We start from the raw sequence: 26,372 nt of genomic DNA on the forward strand, positions 1-26,372 counted from the left end.
ATAACCCTCATTGTCAATACGGTCCTCGGCATACGCTTACGGGAAGTGTTCAGTCTTTGGCGCGGTTAATGTGCCGGTAAGTTCTGCTGTTGGATAAATCGTCGCACGTCCTGTTGTGATGGCGTAGCGGAAGATCTGATTGCAGTACTGACTGACCTTGCGTAATTTTTCTAGGGAGCCACGCTTTTCAATCAGACGTAAAACCTCCAGCCTCTCCAGAGGAAGGACCTCCGCGACAGGGCGCTTGCCCATATGCGGGAATATATCCTTCTCCTGAGCCTCCTGAACGCTCAGGGGACAGTATGCAAAGGGAAATTCAGCGTCATGATAACAAATGCAACATTTAGCTGAACGTCCTGGAGAACGCCTGTGGCGTTGTTACTGTACGAACGCCAGAAAGTACTTTTTTACAGCACCGGCAATGGTTATGAACGATAACCCAACGGAGTCCATTTCAATGAGTTACACCTACGACCCTTATTGGCAGCAACGCATCGCCGATACCTTCAATTGCGCACTTAACGCTTACACCCGCGTACTGGCACTGCGCGTTGACCTCCGTCTATCGGATACACCGGCGGCCACCGATGCCGCTGTTATCTCCCGGTTTATCGACGCCCTTAAAGCCCGTATTAATGCGTACTTTAAGCGCCATCAGCGTGAAGGTAAACGCGTCTGGCCGACCACGCTGCGTTTTGTCTGGGCACGAGAGTTTGGTGAAATCAAAGGGAAAAAACATTACCACGTGCTGGTGTTGCTGAACCGAAATACCTGGTGCTGGCTGGGGGATTACAAGGACCCGGAAACGTTAGCCGGGATGATTAAGCAAGCCTGGTGCAGCGAGCATTATCAGGGCGTGAAGTCCAGTCCACGTTGCCTGACCGGCATCTACAGCATTGAAGAAGCGAACTTGCAGATGAATTACGGCTGCGGGACAACTTGCAGGGTAGCGTGAAAGGTGCGCCTGTACGCTCTACGACCCTGAGGGATACTGTCCTCCCCGGGCAAAGGGTGTGAATCATTTATCCATGCACCGTGAAATCCTGACGGAGCACAGTTCGCAGATATTGCACTTTCACGCCTGGGTCTGGCTTCGGGGGGGAGCATGCCCTCCCCGGAACGCCGTCATTTCCGGCCCGTGGTAAAAAAAAAGCCCGCAAAAAAAGCGGGCAAAACGCGATGTCTGGTATCGCGAACAGGGGCGGTAGCCGCCTGTATGAGTCATTCTGACTGTCGTCATGATTTTTCAGTCTGTCAAATCCCGGCTGGTGTTCCTGTTATCCTGGTCCTTCTTTGAGTGATTAAATTGGGTTTTGGGAGACATCTCATGGTCAGCGCACATCAAATCCCTCCAGAGTGCGACAGGGCTTGAGCCCGGCTGCAAGGGCGTGAATAATGCCCGGGTGCGGCATTGCTGCACGTCAATACTTCTGGAGAAATGATAAATGACCAAACAAAGACGATACCTGACACAGGGCGAAGTTGAACAACTGCTGGAGGCTGCAAAAGCCGGGAGTTCACCGGAGCGGGACTACTGCTTCATTCTGATGAGCTTTGTGCACGGATTTCGCGTGAGTGAGGCGCGCCATCTTACGCTGTCGGACATCGACATGCAGGAGGGCTGCCTGTACATCCACCGTCTCAAGCAGGGGTTCAGCACCACCCATCCCCTGCTCGCCAAAGAGTTAAAAGCCCTGAAGGCCTGGCTGAAGGTCCGAAGGACTCTCAAAGGGTCAGAAACCGACTGGCTGTTCCTGTCAAAACGGGGCGGGCCGCTGAGCCGTCAACGGCTTTATCAGCTTATTCAGGACCTCGGGGAAAGAGCGGGAATTTCGGTATGTTCGCATCCGCACATGTTACGACATGCATGCGGATTTGCGTTAGCGGACCGAGGCGTGGATACGAGACTGATTCAGGACTATCTGGGACATCGCAACATCAGGCATACCGTGCGTTACACGGCCAGTAATGCGGGGCGATTCGAGGGAGTGTGGAGGTTAAAAAATAAGCAGAAAAAGTTACACTTAGGACCAAACTGTTATCTAATATAGATCAGGCCAATTTTTCCTCAATAAAAAAATTAAGAATTTTCCCATCAAATTATTTCCATGTGTAAAACAACGACATATATCACACCTGTTACTCCCCTGTTATCCTGATATTTCAGCAGGTTAATCACTTTGTCATGTAACCGTAAAAGTTCGCTCTCCCGTTTGACCCCTTCCCCTTTCCTGTTGTGCGATTTCGAAAGTCTTTTCTTCTGATCTTGGCGTCAATGTTGGCGTAAATCCTCGCTCGTCATCTGTTAACTGGTGATTACCACTGACGCCCGTAATAAGGAGTCAAAATGGTCCTAAATGTCTTCTTTTCAGTACGAATTTTAGACAGTGACCAGCGATAAAAATGTGTGTCAGACGATGGGTGCACGCAACGTAACTCCAATTAGAGAAACTCCACATGAAAAACAAAGTAATGAAACTGGGTCTGCTGGCAATGATGGTGATGGGCGGAATGAATGCGGCCCATGCCGGTAACGAACTCACTGTGTCCGGACAGGTTCTGAATGTCACCTGTGATGTTTCGGTTCCGGCTACCCTCCCTGCGGGAACGCTGAAAGCTAAACCTGCTGAAATCGTAGCAGCAAATACGCTGTACAAACAGCAGGATGTGAAGGTCAGCCTGACGGGCTGTGCCGGGGCTGCTGATGCGGATTCCCAGGGGACCCTTCGTGTCTCCGGTGTTACCTCGGCAATGGGTAATACATTCTTTAACACGAATGCCAACTCGCCAGTGGCCATCGGGATTGTTGAGGGTTCAGGCCTTACAACACCATTACTTGGGAACATGAGCACTATAAACACTGGCGCTAAAGGTGCAGCACCTGCCGATCTGACCAATACAGACTACACCTACAGCGTCGGCCTGGCATCAGCCTCTGCCACACCGCAGCCGGGAATTGCGAATGCCGTCCTGAAGTTTGAATTTTCCTATAACTAATTTCTGATGCAGGACGCTTCTGGGTGTGCATGCACTCAGGTGGCAGGGAGGCCACGTCCATCCGGGTGAGTTAGAGGTTGAGTTTATATGAAAAAACACGTTTTTTTTGCCTTGCTGATGACGCTTGTCAGTACTCAGGCGGCCAGGGCCGGAGTGCAGCTGGGTGCTACGCGGGTCATTTATCCGGAACAGGAAAAAAGCGTCAGTGTCAGTGTTATGAATGGCAGTGGCGACAGACCTTACCTGGTGCAGGCCTCAGTGAAGGATATGGATTTAAAAAGAAGCGATGCGTTTGAAGTTCTTCCTCCGCTGTTCAGGCTGGAGACGAAAGGGAACTATGAATTGCGCATTATTAAAACAGCCACACCGCTCCCGAAAGACCGGGAAAGCCTGAACTGGCTGTCTGTACAGGGAATAGCCTCCAGCGACGGTGTGTCAATGGCGCCTGAGAGTACTGTGCCTTCGGCGGCACAGGGCAATGTGTCAATGGGGGTAGGGCTGAATATCAAGCTGATTTACCGTCCGTCAGGACTGGTGATGCGCTGGCATGACGGTATGGCGGCTCTGAAAGTAACCCGGACCCCTCGCGGACTTCACTTAGCTAACCCTTCACCATACTACATGAGTTTTGTGTCGGTAGAAGCGGGGATGAAGAAAGTGATGGGAAGTGATGCGCGCAAGCGTGAGCTGATGCTGGCCCCGTTTGCCAGTGAGGACATTGATGTTGACGGAGTCAGTCCGGAGGCAAAAGTTAAATGGCGCGTGGTGAACGACTATGGCGCAGTGGACACCTTTACAGGGACAGTATCATGAAGCGCAGGGTAGCGTGTATCGCCGGAATGGCTACCTTGCTTATTGCACAGATCTGTCTGGCAGAGGACAGGCCGGGCGGTTCGGTGAATCTGGACCTGAGCCTGGTGGTGGAGCAGGAAACCTGTGAAATGTCACTAATGACGCCGGACACCATGGATTTTGCGCCACTCAGGGCATCGGATTTAAGGGAGGCGGGAGTTATAGGGCGGGTAGCCGCGAAAACCATTTCCCTGAACCTGTCAGGCTGCGAAAACTCAGCCATTAGCGGTCAGACGCCTGCAATCCAGATATCAGGCAATACGCCTGTCTCCGGGGCGGATACCCTTTTCAGGGATGACAGTTCAACATCGGAAGGCGCCATCGGTTTTAGGGTGCGCTATCAGCCTGATACGGGTGCCCCGGGAGAGGCGCTGAAAAATCAACAGATGGTGGACCTGGCAGGCAACAGTCAGGCGGTTACTAACGGCATGCAGAATTTCCTGGTGGATATGCAGTATGCAGGTGGGGCATATACCTCCGGGAGTATCAGAGCCACTCTTCGCTTCACCTTTATGTATCACTGAGCAGACAAAGGGAAACGGCATGATGCACAAAAAAAAACGGCAAGGGCAGCGTGCGGGACTCTTTGCTGTACTGCTCTGTGTTATGGGAAGTTTTAATGCTCTGGCCGCCAGGCCGGATGGCGTCACCCTGAGCCGGACGCGTATTATTCTGGGTGATGACAGACGCGCAGCCCCGCTTGGAATACGAAATTCAGCCACGCACCCCTGGCTGGTTCAGGTGCGGGTATTGACCGCAAACGGGCAGGATGCACCTCTGCTTATTGTGCTGCCGCCATTGCTCCGCCTTGAGGCGGGCTCCTCGGCTCAGGTGCGTATTATGGCTGCTGGGGACCTCAGCGTTTTGCCTTCTGACCGTGAAAGTGTTTGGTATGTACATGCCCTGATGGTGCCTCCCTCCTCCTCGTTTGATGCTGAGGATACGGCATCCTTTCGGGTAGGAATGGAAAGTATCATCAAGCTGTTCTGGCGCCCGTCCGTACTGCGGGAGCCTGATGATAAGGTCTTCCGGCAGGTCCGGTTTTCAGGTCGCGGGGAGAAAATCCGGGCCTGTAACCTGACTAGATATTATCTCTCCCTGGGCTCGTTAGCGTTTAATGGTGTGCGTGTGGATCTCAACCGACAGCCTTCCATGCTTGCTCCGCTCGGGTGTGAAGACTTTGCTGGCACGGGAAAGAAAGTTAGCTGGTCGATGATTAATGATTTTGGCGGAAACAGTAACGTATTTGAGGGCGACATTCAGTAATGTTGCCGGGGAAATACCGGGCGCCTGCTTTTCATATGTAAAATTCTCGTCAAATAACAATCGCCATTGGCAGTGTTGTTTGCGTTATTTTATTTGTGGGGAAAATAAATAACAGAGCAGTTTAAAAAACTGGCGTGACGATATTTACGCATAATGCTCAGTCAATGAAATAAGAAGCACCAGATATCACTTAATGACAGTGCGGGACTCGCCTGTCCAGGTGGATGGTGTCTGCTATCGGCTCTGGAGGTCATAATGAATAAGAAACAAGGACGACCGCAGCATCCCGTCGGTGAAGAGCGAGACGTCCGTTATGTCTGTCTTTTATTATTTACACTCATTGTTTTTTTTGGGTGGGGAGGGCCTGAACGGGTTTTTTCTGCTCCTGTTGGTAATATTTCACAGGGTGATTTAACGATTCAGAATGCCCATGAAGCTAATTCATCAGGGAATGAAGATAAATCAATAAACGAAAAATTAACTCCGCCTGTAAATAACACCCTCGCACGGGAAGGCAGTGGCGGAATAAATAAAGATAGTCAGGGTGTCAGTAAAAGTGGCCTGACATTTTATCCGATGTTGATGAGTTATTCGCAGAAAGACAGTAAAGGCGGCGTCGTGGTGAATGTGGTCAATCCGTCCGCATCCAGTTATCTGCTGCAGGGAAATATCAATGCGTTCGATCCGGCAACGGGGCGGGCGAGTACAGCGTCAGGGGCTGGCAACATACCGCCTTTCGTTGTTCTCCCCCCCTTGTCACGGCTTGAAGCCAGCGGACGGACTGCCCTGCGCGTGCGCCAGGTCGGGAGCGGCCTGCCATCCGATCGTGAATCGGCTGCGGTGGTCTCTGTTCTGGCTGTTCCGCCACAGAACGCTGCCGATGAGGGCGAAAAAAGTGAACAGGCAGGAAAGAAGGGCGGAGGTTCACGAATACAGCTCGCTTTGCGTATGAACATGTTGCTGTTCTGGCGACCGGAGACGGTGCCAGAACCGGTGCCCGGGCAGGTGGCGAAAGCCCTGACGTTTCGCGCGCGTGGCAACAATCTCGAGGTGAATAACCCCACGCCTTACTTTGTGCACTTTGCTGCGCTGAGTGTCGGAGGGGAGCGTATTCCGGAGAGTGCCCGTGCCGCCTGGGTTTCACCCTTGTCATCACACACATTTTCACTGACCCGTACTGTCAGTGGTCCCCTTGTCTGGACGTTAACAGGAGAGAAAGATGAACACCAAACGGGTCTCTAACCCGATGTCCGGAACAGGGCGAGGGCTGACGCTCACGCTCACCCCGTTGTCAGTGGCGGTATTGTGCGCGCTGGGACTGATGTCGGCACCGGCTTTCGCGCGGGAATACTTCGACCCGGGCTTCCTCAGCGGCACCCAGAAGGGTGTTGACCTGTCGGCCTTTGAAAATAAGGGTTATGTAGCGCCCGGACGCTACCTGGTGGATGTCTATGTCAACCAGACGCTGACGGAGACCCGCAACCTCACCTTCATTGAAGTGGACGGGACCGTGGTACCACAACTGACCGTGGCCGACCTGGCTAACTGGGGGGTGGATACCGAAACGGTCCCGGCTCTGAAAGACAAGCCTCAGGATATGCCGGTGACGTCCCTGTCGGCGCTCATTCCGCAGGCGACAAGCGAGTTTAATTCCTCATCCCAGCGTCTGAATATCAGTGTCCCCCAGGTGTCGATGAAACAGGGGTTCGATCCGGATATGAACCCCGCGAACTGGGAGCAGGGAATACCGGCCCTGATGTCGAATTACAGTATCAACGGCGGGGAGGGGAAGTATGACAGCAACGGTATCAGCACTCGGACCAGCAACCAGTTTGCCAGCTTTAATAATGGTCTGAATGCCGGCCCCTGGCGTCTTCGCAGCACGCAGTCGTTCACGCGAACTGACCAGCGCATGACCGGCCAGGGACGTTATGGTGATTACCATACCTCGGTACCGACGCAAAGCAGCTGGCGTACGTCAAACACGTATGTGCAGCGTGACATACAGGCACTGCGCAGCGAGATGACGGCGGGAGAGGGGTCAACGGGTGGCGATATTCTGGATTCGATACCTTTTCGCGGGGTGCAGATAAAGTCTGAGGACAGCATGCTGCCCAACTCGCGTCTCGGTTTCTCTCCGGTCATCACCGGTACGGCGAACAGTAACGCCGTGGTGAGGGTGATGCAGAACGGTTACACCCTGTACCAGGTCAATGTGGCTCCGGGACCGTTTCGTATTAGCGATATGGGGCAGATGGGGAACACCGGTGACCTGCAGGTCGTGGTGACGGAAGCAGACGGGACGCGGCACATATCGACGGTGGCGTATTCGAGCCTTCCGGTGATGCAGCGTCAGGGTGGTTTTGACTACGAACTCACCTTCGGTAAGTACCACGCGGGCAATGTCACCGATGGCAGCCGGGAGCCGAATTTCGGCATGGCAACGGTGGTCTACGGTCTGCCCGGGGATGTCACGCTGTATGGTGGCGCACTGGGGGCGGATAACTACCTGTCCGGTGTGGCCGGGACAGCACTCTCCCTTGGTCTGATGGGGGCGCTGTCACTGGATGCCACCTGGGCCCGGGCACAGCTTCGCGACCCGGATGGCGGCAATGACCATGAAGAGGTCGGTTCGTCATACCGTATACGGTATTCCAAAAGTATGGTCACGACCGGGACCAGCGTGGACCTGGCCGCTTACCGCTATTCTACCCGCAACTATTACAGCTTTGGTGACACGAACTCACAGGGTTACCGGCTGAATGACTGGTCAGCGCCGTGGTCGATGGACCGTCAGCGCAGCAGCTGGCAGGTGAACCTTAACCAGCAGCTTCCGGCAAACCTTGGCAGCATTTCCGTCGGGGGGACCCGTACCGATTACTGGAGCGGGACCGGGACAAGTAACAACCTGCGTGTGGGATACGGTGTCAACGTGAAGGGTGTGTCGCTCAACCTCAATTACGACATTGACCGAATGCAGGACGAGAACAAATCCTGGCCGGAAAACCGCCAGCTGTCACTCAGCATGTCCGTACCTTTCAATATCTTCAGTAATCAGTCGCTGCTCCAGAATGTGTCATCAAACTGGAGCATGACACATGACAATGAGGGGCGCGTTACCCAGCAGGCAGGGGTCAGCGGGTCAGTGCTGGACAACAAGCTCAGCTATGGACTTAACCAGGGCTGGGGGAATTCAGGAACACAGTCCAGTACGTCAGGCACCCTGAACTATCAGGGAAGTCGTCTGAACTCCAACCTGGGCTACAGCCAGAGCAGCAATAACGACAACTTCAACTACGGGGTGTCGGGTGGTGTGCTTATCCATCAGCACGGCATCACGTTGACGCGTTCGATGGGTGACGGCGCGGTGCTGGTGAAGGCTCCGGGTGCCTCGGGCGTAAAAGTGAATGGTATGGACCAGACCGACAGCCGTGGCTATGCGGTACTTCCGCAGGGGGCCAGTTACCGCAAAAACACCGTCAGCCTTGACCCGTCGACCTATCCGGACGGTGTGGATATCACGCAGAACAGCAAGAACGTTTACCCAACCCGGGGCGCGGTGGTGATGGCTGATTTTGAGGTCCGCAGCGGGACCCAGCTTCTGCTGGAACTGATACATAACGGGTCACCGGTCCCGTTTGGTGCGATAGCGAGTCTGGCGAACAGTTCCGACCAGATGGCCACGGGTATCGTGGGTGATGGCGGGCGTGTGTATCTGACGGGTATGCCGCCGGCAGGCACGTTGGCCGTGAAATGGGGAAGTGCCCCGGGCCAGCAGTGTCAGGTGGACTATCAGGGCGGGGAAGGCGAGTTAGTGGTCAGGCATAACGTGGTCTGCCGCTGATAATGCTGAGCGCCCGGCAGGATGCGGTGCTGGACAGTGCATTCCTCTGGTGCTGCCGGCAACGCGGGTCTGCGCCTGCGGATGCGGATATCTGGCATCTTCGCTGGCACTGGGCACGGTTACGGCCTGAACTGGCAGGGTATTACCGGTTACGCCCGATGCTGCTGACGGGGCGGGCCGGGGCAGGCAGGTGATGTGGGAAGCGCAGGATGCGGTGGTACTGAAGTGGGTGGCTCTGCAGTTACAGGCCGTTCTCCCGGTGCATCCGCTGTGCGAACACCATAAAGGCCATGGCGGGGGCAGGCTGTCGGTGCAGCGGATGCACCGGAGTCTGCAGACGCGGCAGTGGAAGTTTGTCTGCCGGACAAATATCCGGGGATTTAACGACCATATCCGGCGTGCGCCGCTGATGCGGCAAATTAAGCGCTATGTGAAGGACCCACTGCTACTGAACCTGGTGTATCAGTACCTGCACTACAGCGTGGAGGACGGCGTGGAGTTTTACACGCCAGTGAAGGGAATTTGCCGGGGATGTGCGCTGAGTCCTCTACTGGCCGGGTTCTGTCTGTTGAGTATGGATACCTATTTTGAGGCGCAGCGGGATATTCGCTACGTCCGCTACATGGATGACATTGTGATATTTGCACCGACCCGCTGGCGACTCCGGCGGGCGGTGCGTGACCTGAATGTGTTTTTTGCATCAGGGGGATACGGGCAGCATCCGGACAAGACGTTTATCGGTCGTACCGACCGGGGTTTTGACTGGATGGGCATACAATTTACGGGTTCAGGCGCAACGGGAATAGCTCCACGCGCACTGGCCAACCATCGTGAGCGTTGCCGGCGGCTTTATGAGCAGGCTGTCTGGCGTGGCCGTGAGTGGCTGCGTCAGCGACTGTCGGCGTATGTGAAGCGATGGACAATCTGGAGGAACAGTTACTTATGCAACTTACCCTTTTACGGATCTTGCTGGACAAAATTCGTTTCCCTCACCGCGCCGTTACAGGGCTCATCACCCACCGGGACCGACGCTTCGCATACATCGCCCTGCTCATATCATTCGCGCCGGCGGGGTCAGCCCTGGCCGCCAACCCGTATTGCACCACGGGGATCCCACCAAGTAATTCGTACATGCCCGTCCGGCTCGCCCCCAACCGGAGCACTGCCGGGCCTGCCTACCCGACCGTGGGGTCCATGAATATCCCATCGTCATACATGAGTTGCACAGGGGCCCCGCCGAACCAGACATTTTGGATCGGCGCTAGAAGCATCATGCCAGGAGCGTCCAGCAACGCTCGCAATCGCAGTCAACCCTTGTTCATAACAAAGACAGATGTACGTGCCACCCTCGATGGATGGAATGACGCCGGCCGGAAGCTCGCTATCAATCAACTACCTCCAACAGACCTGTACGACAGCGGCGACCCGATGTACGTAGGCGCACGCATACTCACCCCAGCTAGTCTCTCCTGCTCCGGGGCCACCAGCACCACCACCGTGGGCACTGCCTCCGATGCGCAGGGAGGGGGTATTGCGCTTCTCGCATGCAAGACAAACCCAGACGGAACAATGTGGGTGTCGCGGTCCGCCTCCCTTGCTGAAATCTACCAGGCCTCACCTGATGGCGCGGTCGGCTACCTCGGCAATAACGGGACCGATAACATTGCAATGTATCTAGTATCAGACGCGCGACCGGGGTCCGGAATCATCTCCGCATCGATGGGAGTCATTGTTTCAACATCGTTGCACGATATCAAATCCTTGTTCGACGCCTCACCGAGTCCCAGTACTAGTTCATGCGATGGGACGTATAACTATCATAACCCATTGTTTTCGGGGCTGTGCTCCACGCTCGGCCCTGCCCAGGGGCACATCTACTTTGGGTCACAACCCACTGAACCCTCAGTATGTTCCGTCTCCATCCCGACGGGAACCAGCATAACCTGGGTCAATCCGGTTGAGTCAAATGCCTTCAGTGTCGTAGGAGGGTCGATCGCGCCCACCCAAATCACCACCATCGAACTCCGCTGTACCGGCTCCGAGGTTTCCAAACTGGCTACGATCGTCCTCAACGCCCGTGGGAACCCCGCGGTCGCAGAACCGACCGAGTTTGCATCAAGCAATGCTTCTGTCAACTACCGGCTAAACGTTAGAACAACCAACAAAACTGTCGCCCCAAATTCAACAACATCACTCACCTCCGCAGACGGAGTGACGTACACCGACGGGGGCGCAGTTGCCATAGGATCCGTGGACCTCTCTGTAACGCCAGTGGCCGCACGACCTGCCGCCATACCGGGGAGAGCAGATACGCGCATCACGCTTGACGTATACGCCGCATTGTGAGTCTGGCATGCCCTACTGCCGGCTCCCGGACCGCACGACTATCCGCGTGGCGTCCTGGGGGGCCCCACATCAGCAACAGGAGATGAATGAAGTTTATGAAACGACAATACCGCTCGGCATCGCGCTGCCTAGCATTTAGCCTTGCAGGGCTGCTGATGGTCGCATCCACCGGGTGCGCTAATCGACCCGCAACAAGGGCCCAGGGGCCAGTCCCCGCGCTGTCTGCGTCCGGGGGGGGGGATGCACCGTCAATGCCCGTGGTCCGGGCTGAGGCCATGTCAGGGGAGCCGCGGACCGAAGAATCCCTCGTGGAGGGCACCCCCACCGTCGGAGGGGCCATGGAGGTCTGCCTGTACGAGGCCGAACAACTGCAGCGCCTGGGTAATACCAGTCAGAAGTCGCTGGTCGCCGGTCTCTATCGCAACATCCGCGCCGCGCAGGCCTATACGCCGATGGCGCAGAAGCTCTCGCCAGGGACGGCCTCGACCGTGACACCGTTGTACGAGTATGCGGTCAACGACGCGTGCAACAGTGTGGAGCAGGCGCTGTTGTCTGTACTGAAGAAGCAGGTGCCGGCAACCGGAGGCGGTCGTGACTGACGGATGGCTGACGTTACGCCGGGTCACCGGAGTGGTCACCACCGGGCTGATGGCGGCCCTTCTCGGGCTGAGTCTGCCCGGGCAGGCTGCCACGCCGGAGGGCCGGAGTTTCCTCGACGGTCTGCAGAATGTGAAACTGCCCGACTCGCCGGTGGCGGAGGGGCATGCCACGCCTGCACCACCAAAAAACAGGCACGTGACTGGCGGTCAGCGGGGGGGCATAAATACCCGCCCTGCGGCCCGGAAGACCGGTGCACCCGTGGCCGCGGCGGCGAATGCCACCCCGAACACTACCCGTTCGGTGGTACCTGCCCCGTCCCCCGATAATGCCGACGTGCAACACCTGACGGCAGCGCTGGCAGAGGCCAGGGCCGCCCTTGCGCAGAGTCAGGCGCGGGTAGTGGCTGCCGGTGAGGTGCAGGCAACGGTTGACGGACTGAACCGTCGACTCGCCGGCCTACAGGAAAAACTCACCCAGACAGAGATCGAGCGGGATGATGCCCGCCGGGACGCGACGGCGCAGGTGGCACAGGCCAAACAGGCCACGGCGGAGTCTCTGCAGGCGCGGGATGAGGCGCAGGCCGGTCTCAGCGCAACTGAGGGGAATGTAGCGCGTCTCACGAAAGAACTGTCTGACCGCGGGGCCTCCCTGGCGGCGCTGGAAAGTCAGGTTGCTGAACTGGCAGGGGTGAAGCAGGAGTTGGTGAAACAGAAGCAGGCGGTGACTGACCTGACGGCAAGTACTGAGGCGCTGACCAGTGAGCGGGATGCCCTGAAGGCGGACACGGCTACACTCGCCGCAGCGGCTGTGGTGACGCCTGCACCGGTTGTGCCGAGTCCGGTGGCCCGTCACGCCCCGGAAACCGCGGCGGAGAAAGAGGCGTATGTCAGCGGTTGGCAAATCGCCGGCATGGTGCGGCGGGCCCGGGTCGTCCAGACCGCCCTGGGGCTTGCAGCAGATCAGACCAGCTTTATGGCCGGTCTGCAGGATGGCGTCGCCGGTACCCCGGTCCTGCCGGACGGGCAACTTGCCGACCTGGCAGGGCAGTATGGTACGGCGCTGGAGTCGCGTGAGCGTGCCCGCTTTGCCACCGGCATGGACCGGCTGGAGAAAATTACAGCCTCGAAAACGCTGGTGAAGCGAAATGGCACTGTCGTCTTCCTGCGCAAAAAAGCCGGTAACGTCGCCCCGAAGGCGGGGATGGGGATCCGGGGCTCCCTGAAGGAGAGCTTGTTGGATGGCCGGGTCATTACTGACCGGCGGGACATCACCTTTGACTTCGGACCGGCCCTGCCGGCCATCGTCCGGGATGCGATAACTCTTGGGCAGGTCGGCTCGGTGATGGAGGTCATCTGTTTCGGGGCGGATATCTACCCGCCTGAGGCGATGCCTGCCGACGTCTACCCGTGGTCGCTGATGCAGTACACCATCACCACCACCGGCTTGGTGAGTGAGGGGGGCGCGGTCGCCCGCGGTCCGGTCCGGGTACCAAAAGGATGACTTTACCGGTGGGTCAGGGTGCCGGGCTGCTCCGGCAGGCCCGGACATCCGGCCGGCCGGGAATACCGGGCAGGAACTGCCCGTCAGTGCCATAAACAGCAAAGGAAAGGATAAAAAATGACAAAAACAGGAACGGGTGTGGCAGTCAGTCTGCTGCTGGGCTGGCTGATGGCCGGCAATGTACAGGCGGCAACGGATGCCGCACCGGCGGGGGCGGGGCGCACAGCGGCCATGGATTCCCTTTATGGTCAGCGCATGGACGTGTGCCTGAATGAGCTGAACACCCTGAAAAACGTGGACCAGTCAGGATATGACCGTCAGGCCCGCGAGCTCAACGCCGAAATGACCCGGGCCGTGCGCTACCTGCTTCAGCGTGACCAGCTGAACCAGGAGATGCGCTCGGTGATGGACAAGCTGTATCAGGCGCGCTTGACCGGGCAGTGCCAGTCCGTGCACAACACCCTGTTCGATGTGCTGCTGGTCCAGGCAAACGGAGGTGAAGTCCGGGCGGGGGGCGATAAATGAAGGCGGTGACCGGCGTGGCTGGCGTGCTGCTCACCCTGCTGCTGGCGGGCTGTTCGGCGCTCCGGCCGGCACCGGTGCCTCCGACAGTGGTCATCCCGACGACCCTGCTGGAGCAGCTCGGTGAGCAGGTGTCATGGCTGCGGGCTGGTGCCTGTCATGGTGACCCGGTCGCTACCCGGCGGCTCAGTCGGGCGCTGGACGGCGGCGGGATGGCGGCAGGGGACTTTGCTTGGCTACGGGGGGATGCACGGGGACCCCTGACGGAGTCCGGTCTACTGGGCGGGTCGTCCGTGCAGCGTCCTGCCGGTCTGCTGATGCTTACCTGTGGAGGTCACGCAGCGGCCTGAGTGACGGGCGGAGTCTGACTCTGTCCCGTCGGGTATGACCCTGCTGTCGCCTGTTTTTCAGCGGGCGTAAGGGATGGCAACAAAAAATAGCACGTGGTGTGTGTCGCAAAAAATACGACCACCCCGCGCGGGCACCCTTCGCCCTTTTTTAGCCTGGTAGTGGGGTGGGATAAATGGATGTCAGTGCGTAACATGCTGTAAATAAACATGTTTTTATATTTTCTATCCCGGTGCGCGTATTTACCACGCGCAACGACTTAACGGTACAAATACGGGGTGCCGGACTGTCCCGTAACGGAGAAAAGCCGATGAAAGAACACTATCACACCTCCTTGCGCCGCGCGCTCTGCGCCGCCTTCCTGTTGGCGGGAGTCGGGAGTGTCATGCAGGCGCAGGCCGCCGCGCCGGTCGATGAAGCCACGGGCACGCCGGTGGCGGTGCATCCGCCTGCCGCTCCGACCGTCCCGTCCCTGACTGTGGGTGGCGGTCTGGCGGTGAACCCCCTTTACGAAGGCTCATCTCGCTACGAGCCTTTCCCGTCACTGGCGGCGAAGGCGGTCCTGCCGTCGGACCACTGGGGGACCTTCACACTCTCTTTCCCGGAAGGGATGCGCTGGGATTTGCCGGATGTCTCCAACGTGGGGCTGGCGTTTCTGCTGGGCTATGACCCGGGCCGTAAGGAGAAAATCCGTTATCTGGGCGGGAATAACCACCACCTGCGCGGCATGGGCGACCTAGACAGTACGGCTCTTGTGGGTGCGGAGGCGTACCTGCGTCTGCCGGGCGGGCGTCTGTACGTGCGCGGCATGCAGGCCGCGAGCAGTCGGGACTACGGCGGGGATGACCTCGGGCACACCACATACCTCGAAGCGGGCGCAGCCAGTTCTCTCCCGCTTTCTTCTGCGCTCACCTTGGACGCGTCCCTGTACGGCACCTGGAGCGACAGCCACGACATGATGGCCCGCTTTGGCGTGACCGGACGCCAGGCGGCGCGCAGTGATTTCAGTGAGTACCACGCCGGGGACGGGATGCGCGATGTGACTATGAAGACTGCCGTCACCTGGCACCTGCAGCCGCAGATCGCCCTCCAGGGTGGCCTGAAGGTGTATTCCCTGGTTGCCGGGGCCCGCCACAGTCCGCTGACGGATGACACCGTCGGGGCCGGGGTATTCCTCAACGCTCTCTACAACTTCTGATATATCCGGAGGCCGGTATGCGCTATCTGCTGATGACGGACAACCACCTGCTCGCGCACCACTTCGCCGTGGTCTGCGCGGACCGGGGGAGTGTGTCTGAGACCCCCTGTGGCCCGGAGGTGGTACAGGATGTGAGCCCCTTCTGGCTGCAGGAGCGCCGCACGGATGCGCTGCTGCTGGACCTGCCGGAGCGTCTCGCCCTGCGTGCCCCGGCGCTGATTGCCGCCTGGCGGGCCCACTGTCCTGGAGTGCCGGTGATGGTGGTGATGCCTGGTGCCACGCCGCACACCGTGCGGGCGTTGGTCGGTGCCGGGGCGGACGGCTGTCATGACGACACCTGCGATATCCGGGTGCTGGTCGCCCGGGTGGAGGCGATGGTGCGCCGGCGTCTGGGGTGGTACCGCAGCGAGGTGCTGGATTGTCCGCCCCTGCGTCTTGAGACCGGTGAGCGCCGCCTGACCATTGACGGTGAGTCGGTGTTCCTGACCGGGTTTGAGTTCCGAGTGCTTGAGGTGCTGGTCCGTCATCACGGTCAGGTCCTGAGCCGGGCCGACATCCTGATGCAGTTCTGCCCGGAAGGGCGGGTGGATGAGCGGCGCTACCGCTCCCTGGAGACCATCCTGTGCCGCCTGCGCCAGCGGTTGGCCGTGTTCCCGCAGGTCCGGGGCCGGCTGAGTACCTGCCGTGGCCGGGGCTACATGCTGGATATCCGCGATGCGCGCACGCCGCCCGTGCGCCGTACCGGGTAGCACTAGGGCCCCTAATCCAAAGCACAGAACGTAAACAACAAACGCAAACAACAGACAATACGAAACAGAGAGGGAGCACCGCGATGACCCTGATGCTGAAAACTATCCTGACATCGACGCTGAACACAGCGCCGAAACTGACATCCCTGGCCTGGCTGGCCCCGCTGGCAGTACTTCTGATCCCGGGCCTGACGCAGGCAGCAGATACTCCGCCGGCTGGCACCGCCCCGAGGGTGACCGACCCGCATTTCAAACTCGCCCCGGGCTATCTGGCGCCTGCGAGTCTGCCCCTGCGTCTGGCCCTGCTCGGCGCACCACCGGCGGAAGGATCGGCGGCACTGGCCCGCGACGAGGAGGCACACCGTACCGCGATGTCCCTGAAGGGCTCGGCGCGCGAGAAGCTCGCGGCGCACGATGCGGAACTTGAGTTCCCCGCCCCGGCGAAGACCTTCGCCTGCGCGCTCGGGACCGACATCAGCGAGAAAAACACCCCGCACCTCTACACCCTGATGCAGCGGGTGCTGTCGGATGCGGGTGGCTCGACCTATGCCGGGAAGAACGCCTGGAACCGCACTCGTCCGTTTGTGGTGCACGGGGAGGGGACCTGCCAGCCATCGATGGAGCCTCTGCTGCGCACTGACGGCTCCTGGCCGTCCGGTCACTCGGCAGCAGGCTGGGCCTGGGGGCTGATTCTGGCGGAAGTCCAGCCTGAGCGTGCCATGGAAGTGCTGGCCCGCGGACTGGCCTTCGGTCAGAGCCGGGTTATCTGTAACGCCCACTGGCAGAGCGACGTGGACGCCGGACGCCTGATGGGGGCTGCGACCGTCGCTACCCTGCACGGCAACCCGGACTTCATCGCCGACCTGGCGGCCGCGAAACGCGAAGTGGCGGCGGTGACACAACACGGCATTAAACCCGGACAGGACTGCGCTGCAGAGCGCGTGGCCCTCTCCCTGACACAGCACTGAGCGGGGTGACCGTATGCAGAACCTTTATCTTCAGTCCCTGCGACAGCGCCTGAGCGCCGCGCACAGCAGTACCGGCCTCGCGACTTCCGCCCTGTGGCTGGCGGCCCTCGTGGCCCCGCAGGCCCTGGCGGCTGAGACTGCTGTGGAGGCTGAGCCGGCCTCTTCGGTTGCACCGCAGTGGCACTTCACCGTCGCCCCTTACCTGTGGGGGGCGGGTATTCGCGGCAACGTGGGCCACAAAGCCACCGGAACCCAGTTCGTGAAGTCGGACTTTCATGACATCGCCCGCGACCTTGATGTGGCGGCGATGACCATGGGTGAGGCCCGTTTCGGGCCGTACAGCCTGCTGGCGGACGTGATGTACATCGACACTACCACGAAGACCCGCCTGCCCGACGGGGCCCCGGCGAAGCACCTCAACACCGACAGCGGGACCTTCTCTGCATTTCTCGGGGGCGGGTATGCGCTCCTCGATGACCCGGCGCTACGCCTTGATGCGGCCGGCGGTATCCGGGTCTGGTACAGCAGCACCACGCTGAGTCTGCACGGAGGTGACGCCGGAGGCACCAGTGGCAGCGACAGCGCCACCTGGGCCGACCTGATGGCCGGCCTGCGCGGGCGCTACGCCCTGGCCCCCTCCGTCTGGCTTTCGGGCTGGGGCATGGCCGGGGCCGGACAGTCCCGGGCTGACTGGGACGCGGCGGCACTTGTGAGCTGGGAGTTTATCCCGGACGTGCAGGCAGCAGCGGGATACCGGGCGATGGGGGTGAACTACCGCCACGACGGATTTGTGTACGACATGGTTCAGCAGGGACCCCTGCTGGGTATCAGTGGCCGGTTCTGAGCCGGCATCAGGAGGCAGAGATGCAGATGCAACAGTTACAGCAACAACAGCAGCACCGGGCCTGCCGGCGCGAGCGGAGAGGGCACACCGCGTTTGTGATGCTCGTTCTCACGGTCGCGGCCCTGGTGGCCTGGTTGCTGGTGCCGGCATGAGGCGGCAGTCACAGGTAAACCGTCAGGGTCGCCTTACAGACCGCGCCGTACTTGTGCTCGGTCTGCTGCTGGCGGTGGCGCTCTGTACGGTTATCGCGCTGGCGGAAGTGGTCTTTCTGTCCTGAGCGGCCTGGATACACAGACAGGAGGCCGTATGCGACAGAAATGGTGGGTGCTCGCCGGGGTTGTGCTCTGGTTACTGGGCGCGGCCTGGGTGACCCGAGCGCTGGTGTTAATGATGCTGCCGGGATGAGTCAGAACGGCGCAATGAGGAAGACAAGAATGAAAACGGACCTGAGAGAAGACATCGTGGCCCGTCCTGGAAGGCGGTCACTGAGCATGGTGCTGGCTGAGGGCGGGGAACTGACGGAGCTGCGCCGGTATGAGCGGGCACGCTATCTGGAATTTGCCGCTGCCGCAGCCCGGCACGAGCGGGAGGGGCGTTATACCGCTGCTGCCGAGAGCTGGGGGGAGGCGCTGAAAACGGCGCGCGGAGTGGATGTGGACTGGTCACAGTCGCGTCTGACCCTGTGCCTCATGTATGCCCGCTCGCCGCATCCACCGCGCACAGCGGCGGACCGGACGGCCATGGTGGGTTAAGGCCAGGAGAGACCGGCCCGAAACAGTAGGAGAAACGTATGAATAACCTGACAACAGCATCCGGTGTGACGTCTGCATCCGGGCCTGATGAGCTGGCCCGCGATGCGGCCAATCTGCCCCTGTGGCTGCGCGTGGCGCAATGGTGTATGGACATGAAGGGGCCGGTGGGACGCAATGCGATTGCCCGGGCATTTGATATTCCGCAGCGCCAGGCGGCCGACCTCATGCTCTACATCACCGGACGACGCGGGGATGTGGTGCAGGCCCGCCGGCAGGTGACGGTCAGAGGCGGTGGGATACGCGAGGCCACCCTGGAGGTGCTGAGTATTCATGTGGCTGCGATGCCTGCACGGGGAGGGGCCTCGCAAAAGGCGCCCCGTCGCCGGCGCAATACGGGGGCGGTGCCTTCTGCCCTTCGGGACCTGGCGCTGGGGAGGCGCAGGTCAGGGGGCGTGGCATGAGTCCGGACTGGGTGGTGGCTGGCCATGCTCTGCTGGCCCCGTTACTGGCCCTGAGTCAGCCACCCTGGTCCGGCATGGCCATGATGCTGGTCAGAAGCAGCATGATCCTGCTCTTTCTGCTGGTGCTGTGGGTCCTTCTGACGCTCTGGTGGCGTCGCCGTGCCCGCGCCGCAGAAGCGGAGTCCCGGTACTTTCGTGACTGGCTTATCCCGCTGCTGCTGGCGGGACTTGGCCTGATGCTGCTCTGCAGCCGGGACCGGGGCAGTGTGGACCATCTGTTTCAGCGGGTGGACAACATGCTGATGAACAATCGGCTCACCGAAGTGCAGCCGGATGTCACCCCGGAGAGCTGGTATGACGTGCTGGGCATCCCGGCGGAAGACGAAGAGGGTGAGGGGGCCGGTGCAGGTGTACCGTTCCTGCCTGACCGGGCAGACCTGGTGACGGGAGAGACAGAATGATGACCGATAACGGTGAACGGACGCTGTTCAGGTGCGGACTGCTGCTCCCGCGCAGCGGCTGGCGATCTGGAATCTGACGGAGTGACACGATGACGGATGACCTGCATCAGCGGCCCGGAGAGGGCCGGAACGTACTCACACTCTGCCCCGGACGGGTGGGCCTGCTTCCTGACTGTCGCTACACCCAGGCCGGTCTGGAAAGCCTGGCCCGGGCCCGGGGTCTGTCGGTTCATCTCCTGACTCAGGATGCCCACACCCTGGCAGGCCCGCCGGCCCCTGTGAGTCGGGCGATATGCCACCTCGGCGGTGACCTGGCCGGACGACTGGCGCAGGTGGCCCGGCTAGGGGAGTACCTGCAGACACGGGGAGACATCCTTCCCGTGACCCTGCTCATCCGCGAGCCGATGCCCTGGCTGTACGGTACCCTGCTGCACCTGACTGGGCGGCCGCAGAGCCTGAAGGCAGTGTGGACCCTGGATGCGCGCAGTCCGCTCGCGGACATCGTCGACCTGATGTGGGGTACCTTCCCCTCGGGGGCTCACCCCCTCAGAGGGCGGGAGAGCTACACCCTGGCCTCCGGCCTCACCCGGCGGGAGCTGACGGTCGTGAGGGCGGTACTGGCCGGGGAGCGAATACGGGACATGGCGCAGCGGACCGGACTGTCGGTCAGTGCGCTGTACGCGCAGCGCCATCACGGCCTGCGTAAGCTGGGACCCGAAACGGGTCTCCGGTGAATAAAGGAGAGGGAATGAGGAGCAGAGCCTGCAGGACAGCCCTGATACTACTGCCGCTGCTGATGGCGGGGATGCATCACCCGGTGGTACTCGCCGGTCGGCTGGCGGCGCAGGAGAACACCATACTCTGGCACTATCCGCACGCACGGCTGCGGGTGGACTGCAGCTTGCCCCTGGGCACGGTCGTCGGCAGTGTCACGTTGCCGCTGCCCCCCGGTACGCCTGCGGGAGACAGCAGTCTGGGTACCCGGTCGGGTGAGCGACGCGACTGGGTATTACTGGACACCAGTCTCCCGGGGCTGACAATCCGGGCGGCCCTGGACCGTAACGGAATACGACAGGGTGATGAGGCACCGCCGACGCTACTGCGCCTGGAGCTGGTGATGGATGGAGCCATCAGGCCTGGCTGGCTGACGCTGCCTGCTGAGCCGCTGTGGTGGAGTGTCTATGACCCTCAGACCCGTGCCCGCCTGTGGCGTGCGCGGATAGTGTGGAAGGGACGCATGAAAGTGGAAACGGAGGACGACGATGATCCCGGAAAAGAAAAGGGCTGCGCCTGAAGACGATACGCCAGTGATGACGCTGAGGCTGAGCCCCGGTGAGTGGGTGCCGATGCGGCGCGAGCCGGATAGCGGAGACTGACAGGAGAGAACATGAGAACAGCCAATGAGGGGCGTACCACGGCTCAGGTAACAGGGCTCTGGCTTATCGCCGGTTCCCTGCTGACGCTGGTGAGCGGCGCAGTTTGGGTCACCGGCGATGCGGGTCACCTGCGGGTGCTGCTGAGCATGGTGTGCACGGCTCTGCTGCTGGTTCTGCGGGCCGGGGCAGTGAAAATCACCTGGACGGCCTGGCGGACTCGCCGGCTGCGCCGGGCGCTTGCCCGGGGGCAAATACAGGCCTGGTATCAGCCGGTGGTTCGCGGCCAGCAGGGGCTGGTCTGCGGCTGTGAGGTGCTGGCTCGCTGGCATCTCCCGGACGGGCGCATCCGTGGCGCGGCGCGCTTCATCCCGCTTGCCGAGCAGAGCGGGCTTATCGTTCCCCTGACCCGGCTGCTGATGCGCCAGGTACGCCGTGACCTGGCGCACATGCGGGTCTGGTTGCCACCGGGTTTTGATGTGGCGGTGAACCTGAGTGCGGCCCATGCGGGGAGTCACACCTTCCTGCGGGACTGCCAGCGCCTGCAGTGGCTGTTTCGGGGGAAAGCCCTGAAAGTCACCGCAGAAGTGACCGAGCGGGTGGTCTTTGAACAGGTTCCGGGCGGGGCAGGCTTACTGAAGGCCCTCCAGGCGGCCGGTATCCGGGTCATGCTGGATGATTTTGCGACCGGACATCAGGGGATGTCCGGTCTGGACATGCTGGCGGTGGACGGCCTGAAGCTGGACCGCAGCCACGTGCAGGACCTGCACTCCACGCCAGTGTCACAGGCGGAACTCATTATCCGCCTGGCACATCTGATGTCGCTTGAAGTGGTGGCCGAAGGCGTGGAGACCCGGGCCCAGCACGAATGGCTGCTGGCCCACGGTGTGCGCGAGCAGCAGGGCTACTATTTTTCCCCGCCGGTGCAGGCCGAAGGGCTGGTCGCCTGTCTGGCAACAGGGGTGTTTATGCAGCGACATTAACGGGCCTGGTACAGAGACGGGGGACGGATATGTCCCCCCGGGGCGGCTTTCTGCGGTGATAAAGCATGAGGGGCAACTGGGTGCTGTGCAGAGGGTGAAGTAGCCGGCAGGTGCCAGTCTATGCGAGTGGCACGGCCAAACGATGAAAAGGTAACTTATGAACACTAAAATGAGAAACATACCGCCATGCCACATTCGTGTGTGCGCCTGGATCAATATTTGTCTGCAGCTCCTGGCCCCTTCAGCGGTGACGTTTATGCCCGCTCACGCGGCGGCAAAAGCGCCATCGTATGATGCAGGGGCGCTGGCCACACAGCAGACGCAAACTTATACGCTGGATGCGGGCGAAACGACGGATTCCGTTGCCAGAAAGTTCGGTATCACACTGTCTGAATTACGTGAACTCAACCAGTTTCGTACGTTTGCGCATAAGTTTGAACAACTCCAGCCCGGGGATGTGCTGGATGTGCCACGGCTTTCCGTGACGCCGGGCAGTCAGCCTGAGAGCCGTCAGTCGCCCGATGACGGACAGGCCGCGCAGGTTGCGGGCATTGCGTCGCAGGCGGGCGCGTTCCTGTCAAATGATCCCGGTGCGGATGCTGCGGCGGCAATGGCTCGCGGTATGGCAACAGGTGCCGCCACCAGTGAAGTGCAGAAGTGGATGGCGCAGTTTGGGACCGCGCGCGTACAGCTGGATACCGACCGGGATTTCTCGCTTAAAAACTCCCAGTTCGACCTGCTGATGCCACTCTATGAGCAACAGGCTCTGCTTGCTTTCACTCAGGGCAGTTTTCACCGTACGGATGAACGCACCCAGTCTAATCTGGGGTTCGGTATCCGCTGGTTCAGTAATGACTGGATGCTCGGCGGAAACACCTTCGTGGATTATGACCTGTCGCGTGACCATGCCCGGGCGGGCGTGGGGATGGAGTACTGGCGCGATTATCTGAAACTGGGGGCCAACAGTTACCTGCGTCTGACCAACTGGAAAAACTCACCCGACCTGGACGGCTATGAGGATCGCCCGGCCGACGGATGGGACTTGCGCACTCAGGCCTGGCTGCCTGCCCTGCCACAACTGGGCGGAAAGCTGACGTACGAGCAGTATTACGGTAATGAAGTCGCTTTGTTTGGTAAGGACAAACGTCAGCGTGATCCGCACGCCTTCACTTTCGGGCTGGACTATACGCCGGTACCCCTGGTCACGCTGACCACAGAACAACGTCAGGGCAAGGCCGGTGAGAACGACACCCGTTTTGGTCTGGATCTGCGTTATCAACCGGGGACGCCCTGGAGGCAGCAGGTTGATCCTGATGCGGTGGCCGTGATGCGCAGCCTGGCGGGTAGCCGTCACGATTTTGTTGAGCGTAATAACAGCATCATACTTGAGTATCGCAGGAAGAATGACATCCGCCTGCGTACGGCGTCGCTGGTGACCGGTTACGCGGGGGAGAAAAAATCACTGGGGGTATCCGTTACCAGCCATAACGGGCTGGACCGTATCGACTGGTCGGCGCCGGCCTTGCTGGTTGCCGGAGGGAAGGTCACTCAGGACGATCCGCAGAACTACAGTGTCATCCTTCCCGCTTACCAGTTTGAGCAGGGGATCAATAACTATATTCTTCACGGTGTTGCTGTTGACAGGAAGGGACGCCGATCGAATACCAGTGAGACGCAGGTCAGTGTTCACGCACCGACCGTCAGTCAAACCAGCAGTACTTTTATGCCACTCAACAGCACCCTTATGGCCGACGGACGCAGCAACCAGACCCTGACGTTAATGCTCAGGGGCAGTCAGGGCGAGACAGTGGACGTCCCGGCCACGGCAATCACCATCAGGCCTGACAGGCTGAAATCAGCCACACTGTCAGAGGTGAGTAAAAAAGAAGCGGGTGTCTATGAGGTGACGGTGACGGCAGGCCTGGATGAAGAAACTCTCCTTCTGACGCCGGAAGTCTTCGGTACAACCCTGAGCCCGGCAAGGATCACTATCAGCAAAGTGGGTCTGAGTGATACCCGTTCGGTATTCACGGCAGACAAGGATACGATTTCAGCCAACGATATCGACAGGGTGAAACTGAGCTTCGCGGCAAAGGATATGAACGATAATCCGGTGACGGGGCAGGCATCACAGACGACCTTCCGCGTGCTGGACAGCGATAACCAACCGGTTACCAACACCGCGGTCACCGTCAGTGCCACGTCAGAAGGCGAACCCGGGGTTTACACGGCGACTCTGCAGGGCACAAAGGCGGGGCATTATACCGTGATACCGATGTATAACGGTCAGCCGGTAGGTGCACTCAGCACGGGGGTGGATCTGACGGCCGGCGAAGTAGACGACAAGACATCGCTCTTTGGGCTGCCGGATGGCATGACAGTTGCGGCGGATGGCTCGTCCACGCTGACCCTGAGTCTTACGGCAAAGGATGTGTATGGTAATCCGTTGACGGGGCAGGCGCAGAAAGTGACCTTCAGTGTGCAGAACAGCAGCGGCCCGAATGCCGGCCTGCGCATGGCTGCCGGCAGCGGGGTGACGGTAGGCGCCACGACAGAGAAAGGGATCGGGGTCTACACGGCAACGCTGAGCGGCACGAAGGCGGGAATCTGGACGGTGACACCGGAGTATGACGGTCAGGTGCTGACGTCACTCAGTGCAGATGTCACGCTGCTTGCGGGTACGGCGGATGAGACGCAATCGACGTTTACGCTGCCGGGTGACACCACTGTTGTGGCGGACGGTACGTCCCCGGTGGCGCTGTTGTTCACGGCAAAAGATGCGAACGGCAATCAGGTGGCGGGCCAGAAACAGAAGGTGACCTTCCGCGTGCTGGATAGCGATAATCAACCGGTGAGTGGCCCCGCGGTGACGGTGGATGCGGTGACAGAGGAGAGCCCCGGGATTTACACCGCGCAGCTGCACGGCTCGAAGGCGGGAAGCTATACGGTGACGCCGGTTTATGATAGCACGCCTCTTGCGTCGTTCAGCCCGGGTTTCGTACTGACTGCCGGGGATGTGGACGGAACGCATTCTGCCTTTAATACGACAGGCACCAGCACGGTTCCGGCAGACGGCCAGTCCGCGGTGACACTGCAGTTCACGGCAAAGGATGTGAACGATAATCTGGTGTCGGGTCAGGTGTCGAAGGTGACCTTCCGCGTGCTGGAAGGCGATAATCAACCGGTGAGCGGCTCCGCAGTGACGGTGGATGCGGCGGTGGATGGTGCTCCCGGTATCTATACGGCACAGCTGCACGGCACGAAGGCGGGGAGCTATACGGTGAAGCCGCTGTATGACGGTGCGGAGGTGGGAGCGCTGAGTCAGCCGGTGACGCTGACGGCCGGGTCGGTGGACAGTGGGAAATCCCTCTTTGAACTGTCAGGAGACAATACTGTTGGGCAGGATGACGCGTCCCGGGTGAAGTTGATGTTCACGGCAAAAGATGCGAACGGTAATCCGGTGACGGGCCAGAAACAGAAGGTGACTTTCAAGGTGCAGGACAGTATGCAGACAGACGCCGGGAGCGCGGTAACGGTAGACACCACAACAGAAGAGGAGCCAGGAGTGTACACGGCGATGCTGTACGGCACGAAGGCGGGAACCTGGACGGTGACGCCGGTGTATGACAGCCAGCCTCTGGAGTCGCTTAACAAAGATGTGACGCTGAGTGCCGGCACGGTGGATGAGAATCGATCGGAATTGACTCTGCCTGGTGAGAGCACTGTCGTGGCGAACGGTACATCCCCGGTGGCGCTGCAGTTCACGGCAAAGGATATGTACGGCAACCCGGTAACGGGTCAGGTGGTGAAGGTGGCCTTCCGCGTACAGGACAGCAACCAGGCAGATGCCGGTGAGGTGACGATCCAGGCGATAACAGAGGGAAGTGCCGGAGTGTACACGGCGAGTCTGGTTGGCACGAGGGCGGGAGTATATAGCGTCATACCGACGTATGATGGCCAGCCGCTGAATACCCTCGGCAAGGCAGTGACGCTGACTGCCGGGGATGTGGACGGAACGCATTCTGCCTTTAATACGACAGGCACCAGCACGGTTCCGGCAGACGGCCAGTCCGCGGTGACACTGCAGTTCACGGCAAAGGATGTGAACGATAATCTGGTGTCGGGTCAGGTGTCGAAGGTGACCTTCCGCGTGCTGGAAGGCGATAATCAACCGGTGAGCGGCTCCGCAGTGACGGTGGATGCGGCGGTGGATGGTGCTCCCGGTATCTATACGGCACAGCTGCACGGCACGAAGGCGGGGAGCTATACGGTGAAGCCGCTGTATGACGGTGCGGAGGTGGGAGCGCT

General features: G+C 60.0%; 25 protein-coding genes and 2 pseudogenes. 25 read left to right on the forward strand and 2 right to left on the reverse strand.

Features of this window, described 5'->3' with window-relative positions; genetic code table 11:
• Positions 1–39: 39 nt before the first annotated feature.
• Positions 40–291, reverse strand: a pseudogene (locus tag C3708_RS22420) (integrase); the annotation flags it as partial.
• Between the two features lie 166 nt (positions 292–457).
• On the opposite strand from C3708_RS22420, the pseudogene C3708_RS22425 reads away from it, so the two are divergent.
• The 8 genes and pseudogenes from C3708_RS22425 to C3708_RS22460 form a co-directional block, all read left to right on the forward strand.
• Positions 458–841, forward strand: a pseudogene (locus C3708_RS22425) (inovirus-type Gp2 protein); the annotation flags it as partial.
• Positions 842–1,445: 604 nt separating this feature from the next.
• The gene (locus C3708_RS22430) at positions 1,446–2,051 is read left to right on the forward strand and encodes a tyrosine-type DNA invertase (protein WP_103948174.1); all 606 of its coding nucleotides are present in this window, start codon (positions 1,446–1,448) and stop codon (positions 2,049–2,051) included.
• 406 nt (positions 2,052–2,457) lie between these two features.
• Positions 2,458–2,997, forward strand: a complete 540-nt coding sequence (locus C3708_RS22435) for a fimbrial protein (RefSeq protein WP_103948173.1) — start codon at positions 2,458–2,460, stop codon at positions 2,995–2,997.
• An 87-nt stretch (positions 2,998–3,084) separates the two neighbouring features.
• Positions 3,085–3,810: a molecular chaperone gene (locus C3708_RS22440; protein ID WP_103950359.1), complete on the forward strand. Its 726-nt coding sequence runs from the start codon at positions 3,085–3,087 to the stop codon at positions 3,808–3,810.
• A complete protein-coding gene (locus C3708_RS22445) occupies positions 3,807–4,373 on the forward strand; it encodes a fimbrial protein (RefSeq protein WP_158251380.1) in 567 nt (188 codons plus the stop codon). The genes C3708_RS22440 and C3708_RS22445 overlap by 4 nt, the downstream gene beginning before the upstream one ends.
• 19 nt (positions 4,374–4,392) lie before the next feature.
• Positions 4,393–5,115, forward strand: a complete 723-nt coding sequence (locus tag C3708_RS22450; protein ID WP_158251381.1) for a molecular chaperone — start codon at positions 4,393–4,395, stop codon at positions 5,113–5,115.
• A 255-nt stretch (positions 5,116–5,370) separates the two neighbouring features.
• Positions 5,371–6,357, forward strand: a complete 987-nt coding sequence (locus C3708_RS22455; protein ID WP_103948169.1) for a molecular chaperone — start codon at positions 5,371–5,373, stop codon at positions 6,355–6,357.
• Positions 6,335–8,959: a fimbria/pilus outer membrane usher protein gene (locus C3708_RS22460; RefSeq protein WP_103950360.1), complete on the forward strand. Its 2,625-nt coding sequence runs from the start codon at positions 6,335–6,337 to the stop codon at positions 8,957–8,959. Before C3708_RS22455 ends, C3708_RS22460 begins: the two co-directional genes overlap by 23 nt.
• Before the next feature lie 241 nt (positions 8,960–9,200).
• Here C3708_RS22460 and C3708_RS23960 read toward each other — a convergent pair whose 3' ends face one another.
• The gene (locus C3708_RS23960) at positions 9,201–9,350 is read right to left on the reverse strand and encodes a hypothetical protein (protein ID WP_233210443.1); all 150 of its coding nucleotides are present in this window, start codon (positions 9,348–9,350) and stop codon (positions 9,201–9,203) included.
• On the opposite strand from C3708_RS23960, the gene C3708_RS24095 reads away from it, so the two are divergent.
• The 17 genes from C3708_RS24095 to C3708_RS22545 all read left to right on the forward strand — a co-directional run.
• Positions 9,279–10,157: a reverse transcriptase domain-containing protein gene (locus tag C3708_RS24095; RefSeq protein WP_370446911.1), complete on the forward strand. Its 879-nt coding sequence runs from the start codon at positions 9,279–9,281 to the stop codon at positions 10,155–10,157. The two genes, C3708_RS23960 and C3708_RS24095, sit on opposite strands and share 72 nt — an antisense overlap.
• A gap of 1,486 nt (positions 10,158–11,643) precedes the next feature.
• Entirely contained in the window at positions 11,644–11,904 is a 261-nt protein-coding gene (locus C3708_RS23640) for a hypothetical protein (RefSeq protein ID WP_133159666.1), read from the forward strand.
• Complete coding sequence (locus C3708_RS22480) at positions 11,897–13,405, forward strand: hypothetical protein (protein ID WP_103948164.1); 1,509 nt, start codon at positions 11,897–11,899, stop codon at positions 13,403–13,405. Before C3708_RS23640 ends, C3708_RS22480 begins: the two co-directional genes overlap by 8 nt.
• A gap of 117 nt (positions 13,406–13,522) precedes the next feature.
• On the forward strand, positions 13,523–13,930 hold the full coding sequence (locus tag C3708_RS22485; RefSeq protein WP_103948163.1) for a hypothetical protein: 408 nt from the start codon (positions 13,523–13,525) through the stop codon (positions 13,928–13,930).
• 730 nt (positions 13,931–14,660) lie between these two features.
• Positions 14,661–15,473 carry a MipA/OmpV family protein gene (locus C3708_RS22495; protein ID WP_103948194.1) on the forward strand — a complete coding sequence of 271 codons (813 nt, stop codon included), beginning with the start codon at positions 14,661–14,663 and terminating at the stop codon, positions 15,471–15,473.
• 17 nt (positions 15,474–15,490) lie between these two features.
• Positions 15,491–16,222 (forward strand): winged helix-turn-helix domain-containing protein, encoded by a 732-nt coding sequence (locus tag C3708_RS22500; RefSeq protein ID WP_103950364.1) that lies wholly within the window; start codon positions 15,491–15,493, stop codon positions 16,220–16,222.
• An 83-nt stretch (positions 16,223–16,305) separates the two neighbouring features.
• Positions 16,306–17,190, forward strand: a complete 885-nt coding sequence (locus C3708_RS22505) for a phosphatase PAP2 family protein (protein ID WP_233210445.1) — start codon at positions 16,306–16,308, stop codon at positions 17,188–17,190.
• Between the two features lie 13 nt (positions 17,191–17,203).
• Positions 17,204–18,034, forward strand: coding sequence for a hypothetical protein (locus tag C3708_RS22510; protein WP_199184179.1), 831 nt, complete (start codon positions 17,204–17,206; stop codon positions 18,032–18,034).
• A 20-nt stretch (positions 18,035–18,054) separates the two neighbouring features.
• Entirely contained in the window at positions 18,055–18,186 is a 132-nt protein-coding gene (locus C3708_RS23985) for a hypothetical protein (RefSeq protein ID WP_255411622.1), read from the forward strand.
• Positions 18,183–18,311, forward strand: coding sequence for a hypothetical protein (locus tag C3708_RS23990; protein ID WP_255411623.1), 129 nt, complete (start codon positions 18,183–18,185; stop codon positions 18,309–18,311). Before C3708_RS23985 ends, C3708_RS23990 begins: the two co-directional genes overlap by 4 nt.
• A 157-nt stretch (positions 18,312–18,468) precedes the next feature.
• The gene (locus C3708_RS23645) at positions 18,469–18,786 is read left to right on the forward strand and encodes an ANR family transcriptional regulator (protein ID WP_158251382.1); all 318 of its coding nucleotides are present in this window, start codon (positions 18,469–18,471) and stop codon (positions 18,784–18,786) included.
• 38 nt (positions 18,787–18,824) lie between these two features.
• Positions 18,825–19,247 carry a CaiF/GrlA family transcriptional regulator gene (locus tag C3708_RS22520; protein WP_103948159.1) on the forward strand — a complete coding sequence of 141 codons (423 nt, stop codon included), beginning with the start codon at positions 18,825–18,827 and terminating at the stop codon, positions 19,245–19,247.
• The gene (locus C3708_RS22525) at positions 19,244–19,708 is read left to right on the forward strand and encodes a hypothetical protein (RefSeq protein ID WP_103948158.1); all 465 of its coding nucleotides are present in this window, start codon (positions 19,244–19,246) and stop codon (positions 19,706–19,708) included. The genes C3708_RS22520 and C3708_RS22525 overlap by 4 nt, the downstream gene beginning before the upstream one ends.
• Before the next feature lie 89 nt (positions 19,709–19,797).
• Complete coding sequence (locus C3708_RS22530; protein WP_103948157.1) at positions 19,798–20,442, forward strand: hypothetical protein; 645 nt, start codon at positions 19,798–19,800, stop codon at positions 20,440–20,442.
• Between the two features lie 14 nt (positions 20,443–20,456).
• A complete protein-coding gene (locus tag C3708_RS22535) occupies positions 20,457–21,002 on the forward strand; it encodes a hypothetical protein (RefSeq protein ID WP_103948156.1) in 546 nt (181 codons plus the stop codon).
• A gap of 93 nt (positions 21,003–21,095) precedes the next feature.
• Positions 21,096–22,064, forward strand: a complete 969-nt coding sequence (locus C3708_RS22540) for an EAL domain-containing protein (RefSeq protein WP_103948155.1) — start codon at positions 21,096–21,098, stop codon at positions 22,062–22,064.
• A 169-nt stretch (positions 22,065–22,233) separates the two neighbouring features.
• Positions 22,234–26,372 (forward strand): inverse autotransporter beta domain-containing protein (locus C3708_RS22545; RefSeq protein ID WP_158251383.1); only part of this gene is annotated, 4,139 nt, incomplete at its 3' end.

The organism is Lelliottia sp. 7254-16 (assembly GCF_002922995.1).
Classification (GTDB): Bacteria; Pseudomonadota; Gammaproteobacteria; order Enterobacterales; family Enterobacteriaceae; genus Enterobacter; species Enterobacter jeotgali.

Excerpts from the sequence above, each read along its gene's own strand:
- C3708_RS22430 (WP_103948174.1), top strand. The coding sequence starts at position 1,446 with ATGACCAAACAAAGACGATACCTGACACAGGGCGAAGTTGAACAACTG.
- C3708_RS22435 (WP_103948173.1), top strand. The coding sequence starts at position 2,458 with ATGAAAAACAAAGTAATGAAACTGGGTCTGCTGGCAATGATGGTGATG.
- C3708_RS22440 (WP_103950359.1), top strand. The coding sequence starts at position 3,085 with ATGAAAAAACACGTTTTTTTTGCCTTGCTGATGACGCTTGTCAGTACT.
- C3708_RS22445 (WP_158251380.1), top strand. The coding sequence starts at position 3,807 with ATGAAGCGCAGGGTAGCGTGTATCGCCGGAATGGCTACCTTGCTTATT.
- C3708_RS22450 (WP_158251381.1), top strand. The coding sequence starts at position 4,393 with ATGATGCACAAAAAAAAACGGCAAGGGCAGCGTGCGGGACTCTTTGCT.
- C3708_RS22455 (WP_103948169.1), top strand. The coding sequence starts at position 5,371 with ATGAATAAGAAACAAGGACGACCGCAGCATCCCGTCGGTGAAGAGCGA.
- C3708_RS22460 (WP_103950360.1), top strand. The coding sequence starts at position 6,335 with ATGAACACCAAACGGGTCTCTAACCCGATGTCCGGAACAGGGCGAGGG.
- C3708_RS24095 (WP_370446911.1), top strand. The coding sequence starts at position 9,279 with ATGCACCGGAGTCTGCAGACGCGGCAGTGGAAGTTTGTCTGCCGGACA.
- C3708_RS23960 (WP_233210443.1), bottom strand. The coding sequence starts at position 9,350 with ATGGTCGTTAAATCCCCGGATATTTGTCCGGCAGACAAACTTCCACTG.
- C3708_RS23640 (WP_133159666.1), top strand. The coding sequence starts at position 11,644 with ATGGAGGTCTGCCTGTACGAGGCCGAACAACTGCAGCGCCTGGGTAAT.
- C3708_RS22485 (WP_103948163.1), top strand. The coding sequence starts at position 13,523 with ATGACAAAAACAGGAACGGGTGTGGCAGTCAGTCTGCTGCTGGGCTGG.
- C3708_RS22495 (WP_103948194.1), top strand. The coding sequence starts at position 14,661 with ATGCAGGCGCAGGCCGCCGCGCCGGTCGATGAAGCCACGGGCACGCCG.
- C3708_RS22500 (WP_103950364.1), top strand. The coding sequence starts at position 15,491 with ATGCGCTATCTGCTGATGACGGACAACCACCTGCTCGCGCACCACTTC.
- C3708_RS22505 (WP_233210445.1), top strand. The coding sequence starts at position 16,306 with ATGACCCTGATGCTGAAAACTATCCTGACATCGACGCTGAACACAGCG.
- C3708_RS22510 (WP_199184179.1), top strand. The coding sequence starts at position 17,204 with ATGCAGAACCTTTATCTTCAGTCCCTGCGACAGCGCCTGAGCGCCGCG.
- C3708_RS23985 (WP_255411622.1), top strand. The coding sequence starts at position 18,055 with ATGCAGATGCAACAGTTACAGCAACAACAGCAGCACCGGGCCTGCCGG.
- C3708_RS23990 (WP_255411623.1), top strand. The coding sequence starts at position 18,183 with ATGAGGCGGCAGTCACAGGTAAACCGTCAGGGTCGCCTTACAGACCGC.
- C3708_RS23645 (WP_158251382.1), top strand. The coding sequence starts at position 18,469 with ATGAAAACGGACCTGAGAGAAGACATCGTGGCCCGTCCTGGAAGGCGG.
- C3708_RS22520 (WP_103948159.1), top strand. The coding sequence starts at position 18,825 with ATGAATAACCTGACAACAGCATCCGGTGTGACGTCTGCATCCGGGCCT.
- C3708_RS22525 (WP_103948158.1), top strand. The coding sequence starts at position 19,244 with ATGAGTCCGGACTGGGTGGTGGCTGGCCATGCTCTGCTGGCCCCGTTA.
- C3708_RS22530 (WP_103948157.1), top strand. The coding sequence starts at position 19,798 with ATGACGGATGACCTGCATCAGCGGCCCGGAGAGGGCCGGAACGTACTC.
- C3708_RS22535 (WP_103948156.1), top strand. The coding sequence starts at position 20,457 with ATGAGGAGCAGAGCCTGCAGGACAGCCCTGATACTACTGCCGCTGCTG.
- C3708_RS22540 (WP_103948155.1), top strand. The coding sequence starts at position 21,096 with ATGAGAACAGCCAATGAGGGGCGTACCACGGCTCAGGTAACAGGGCTC.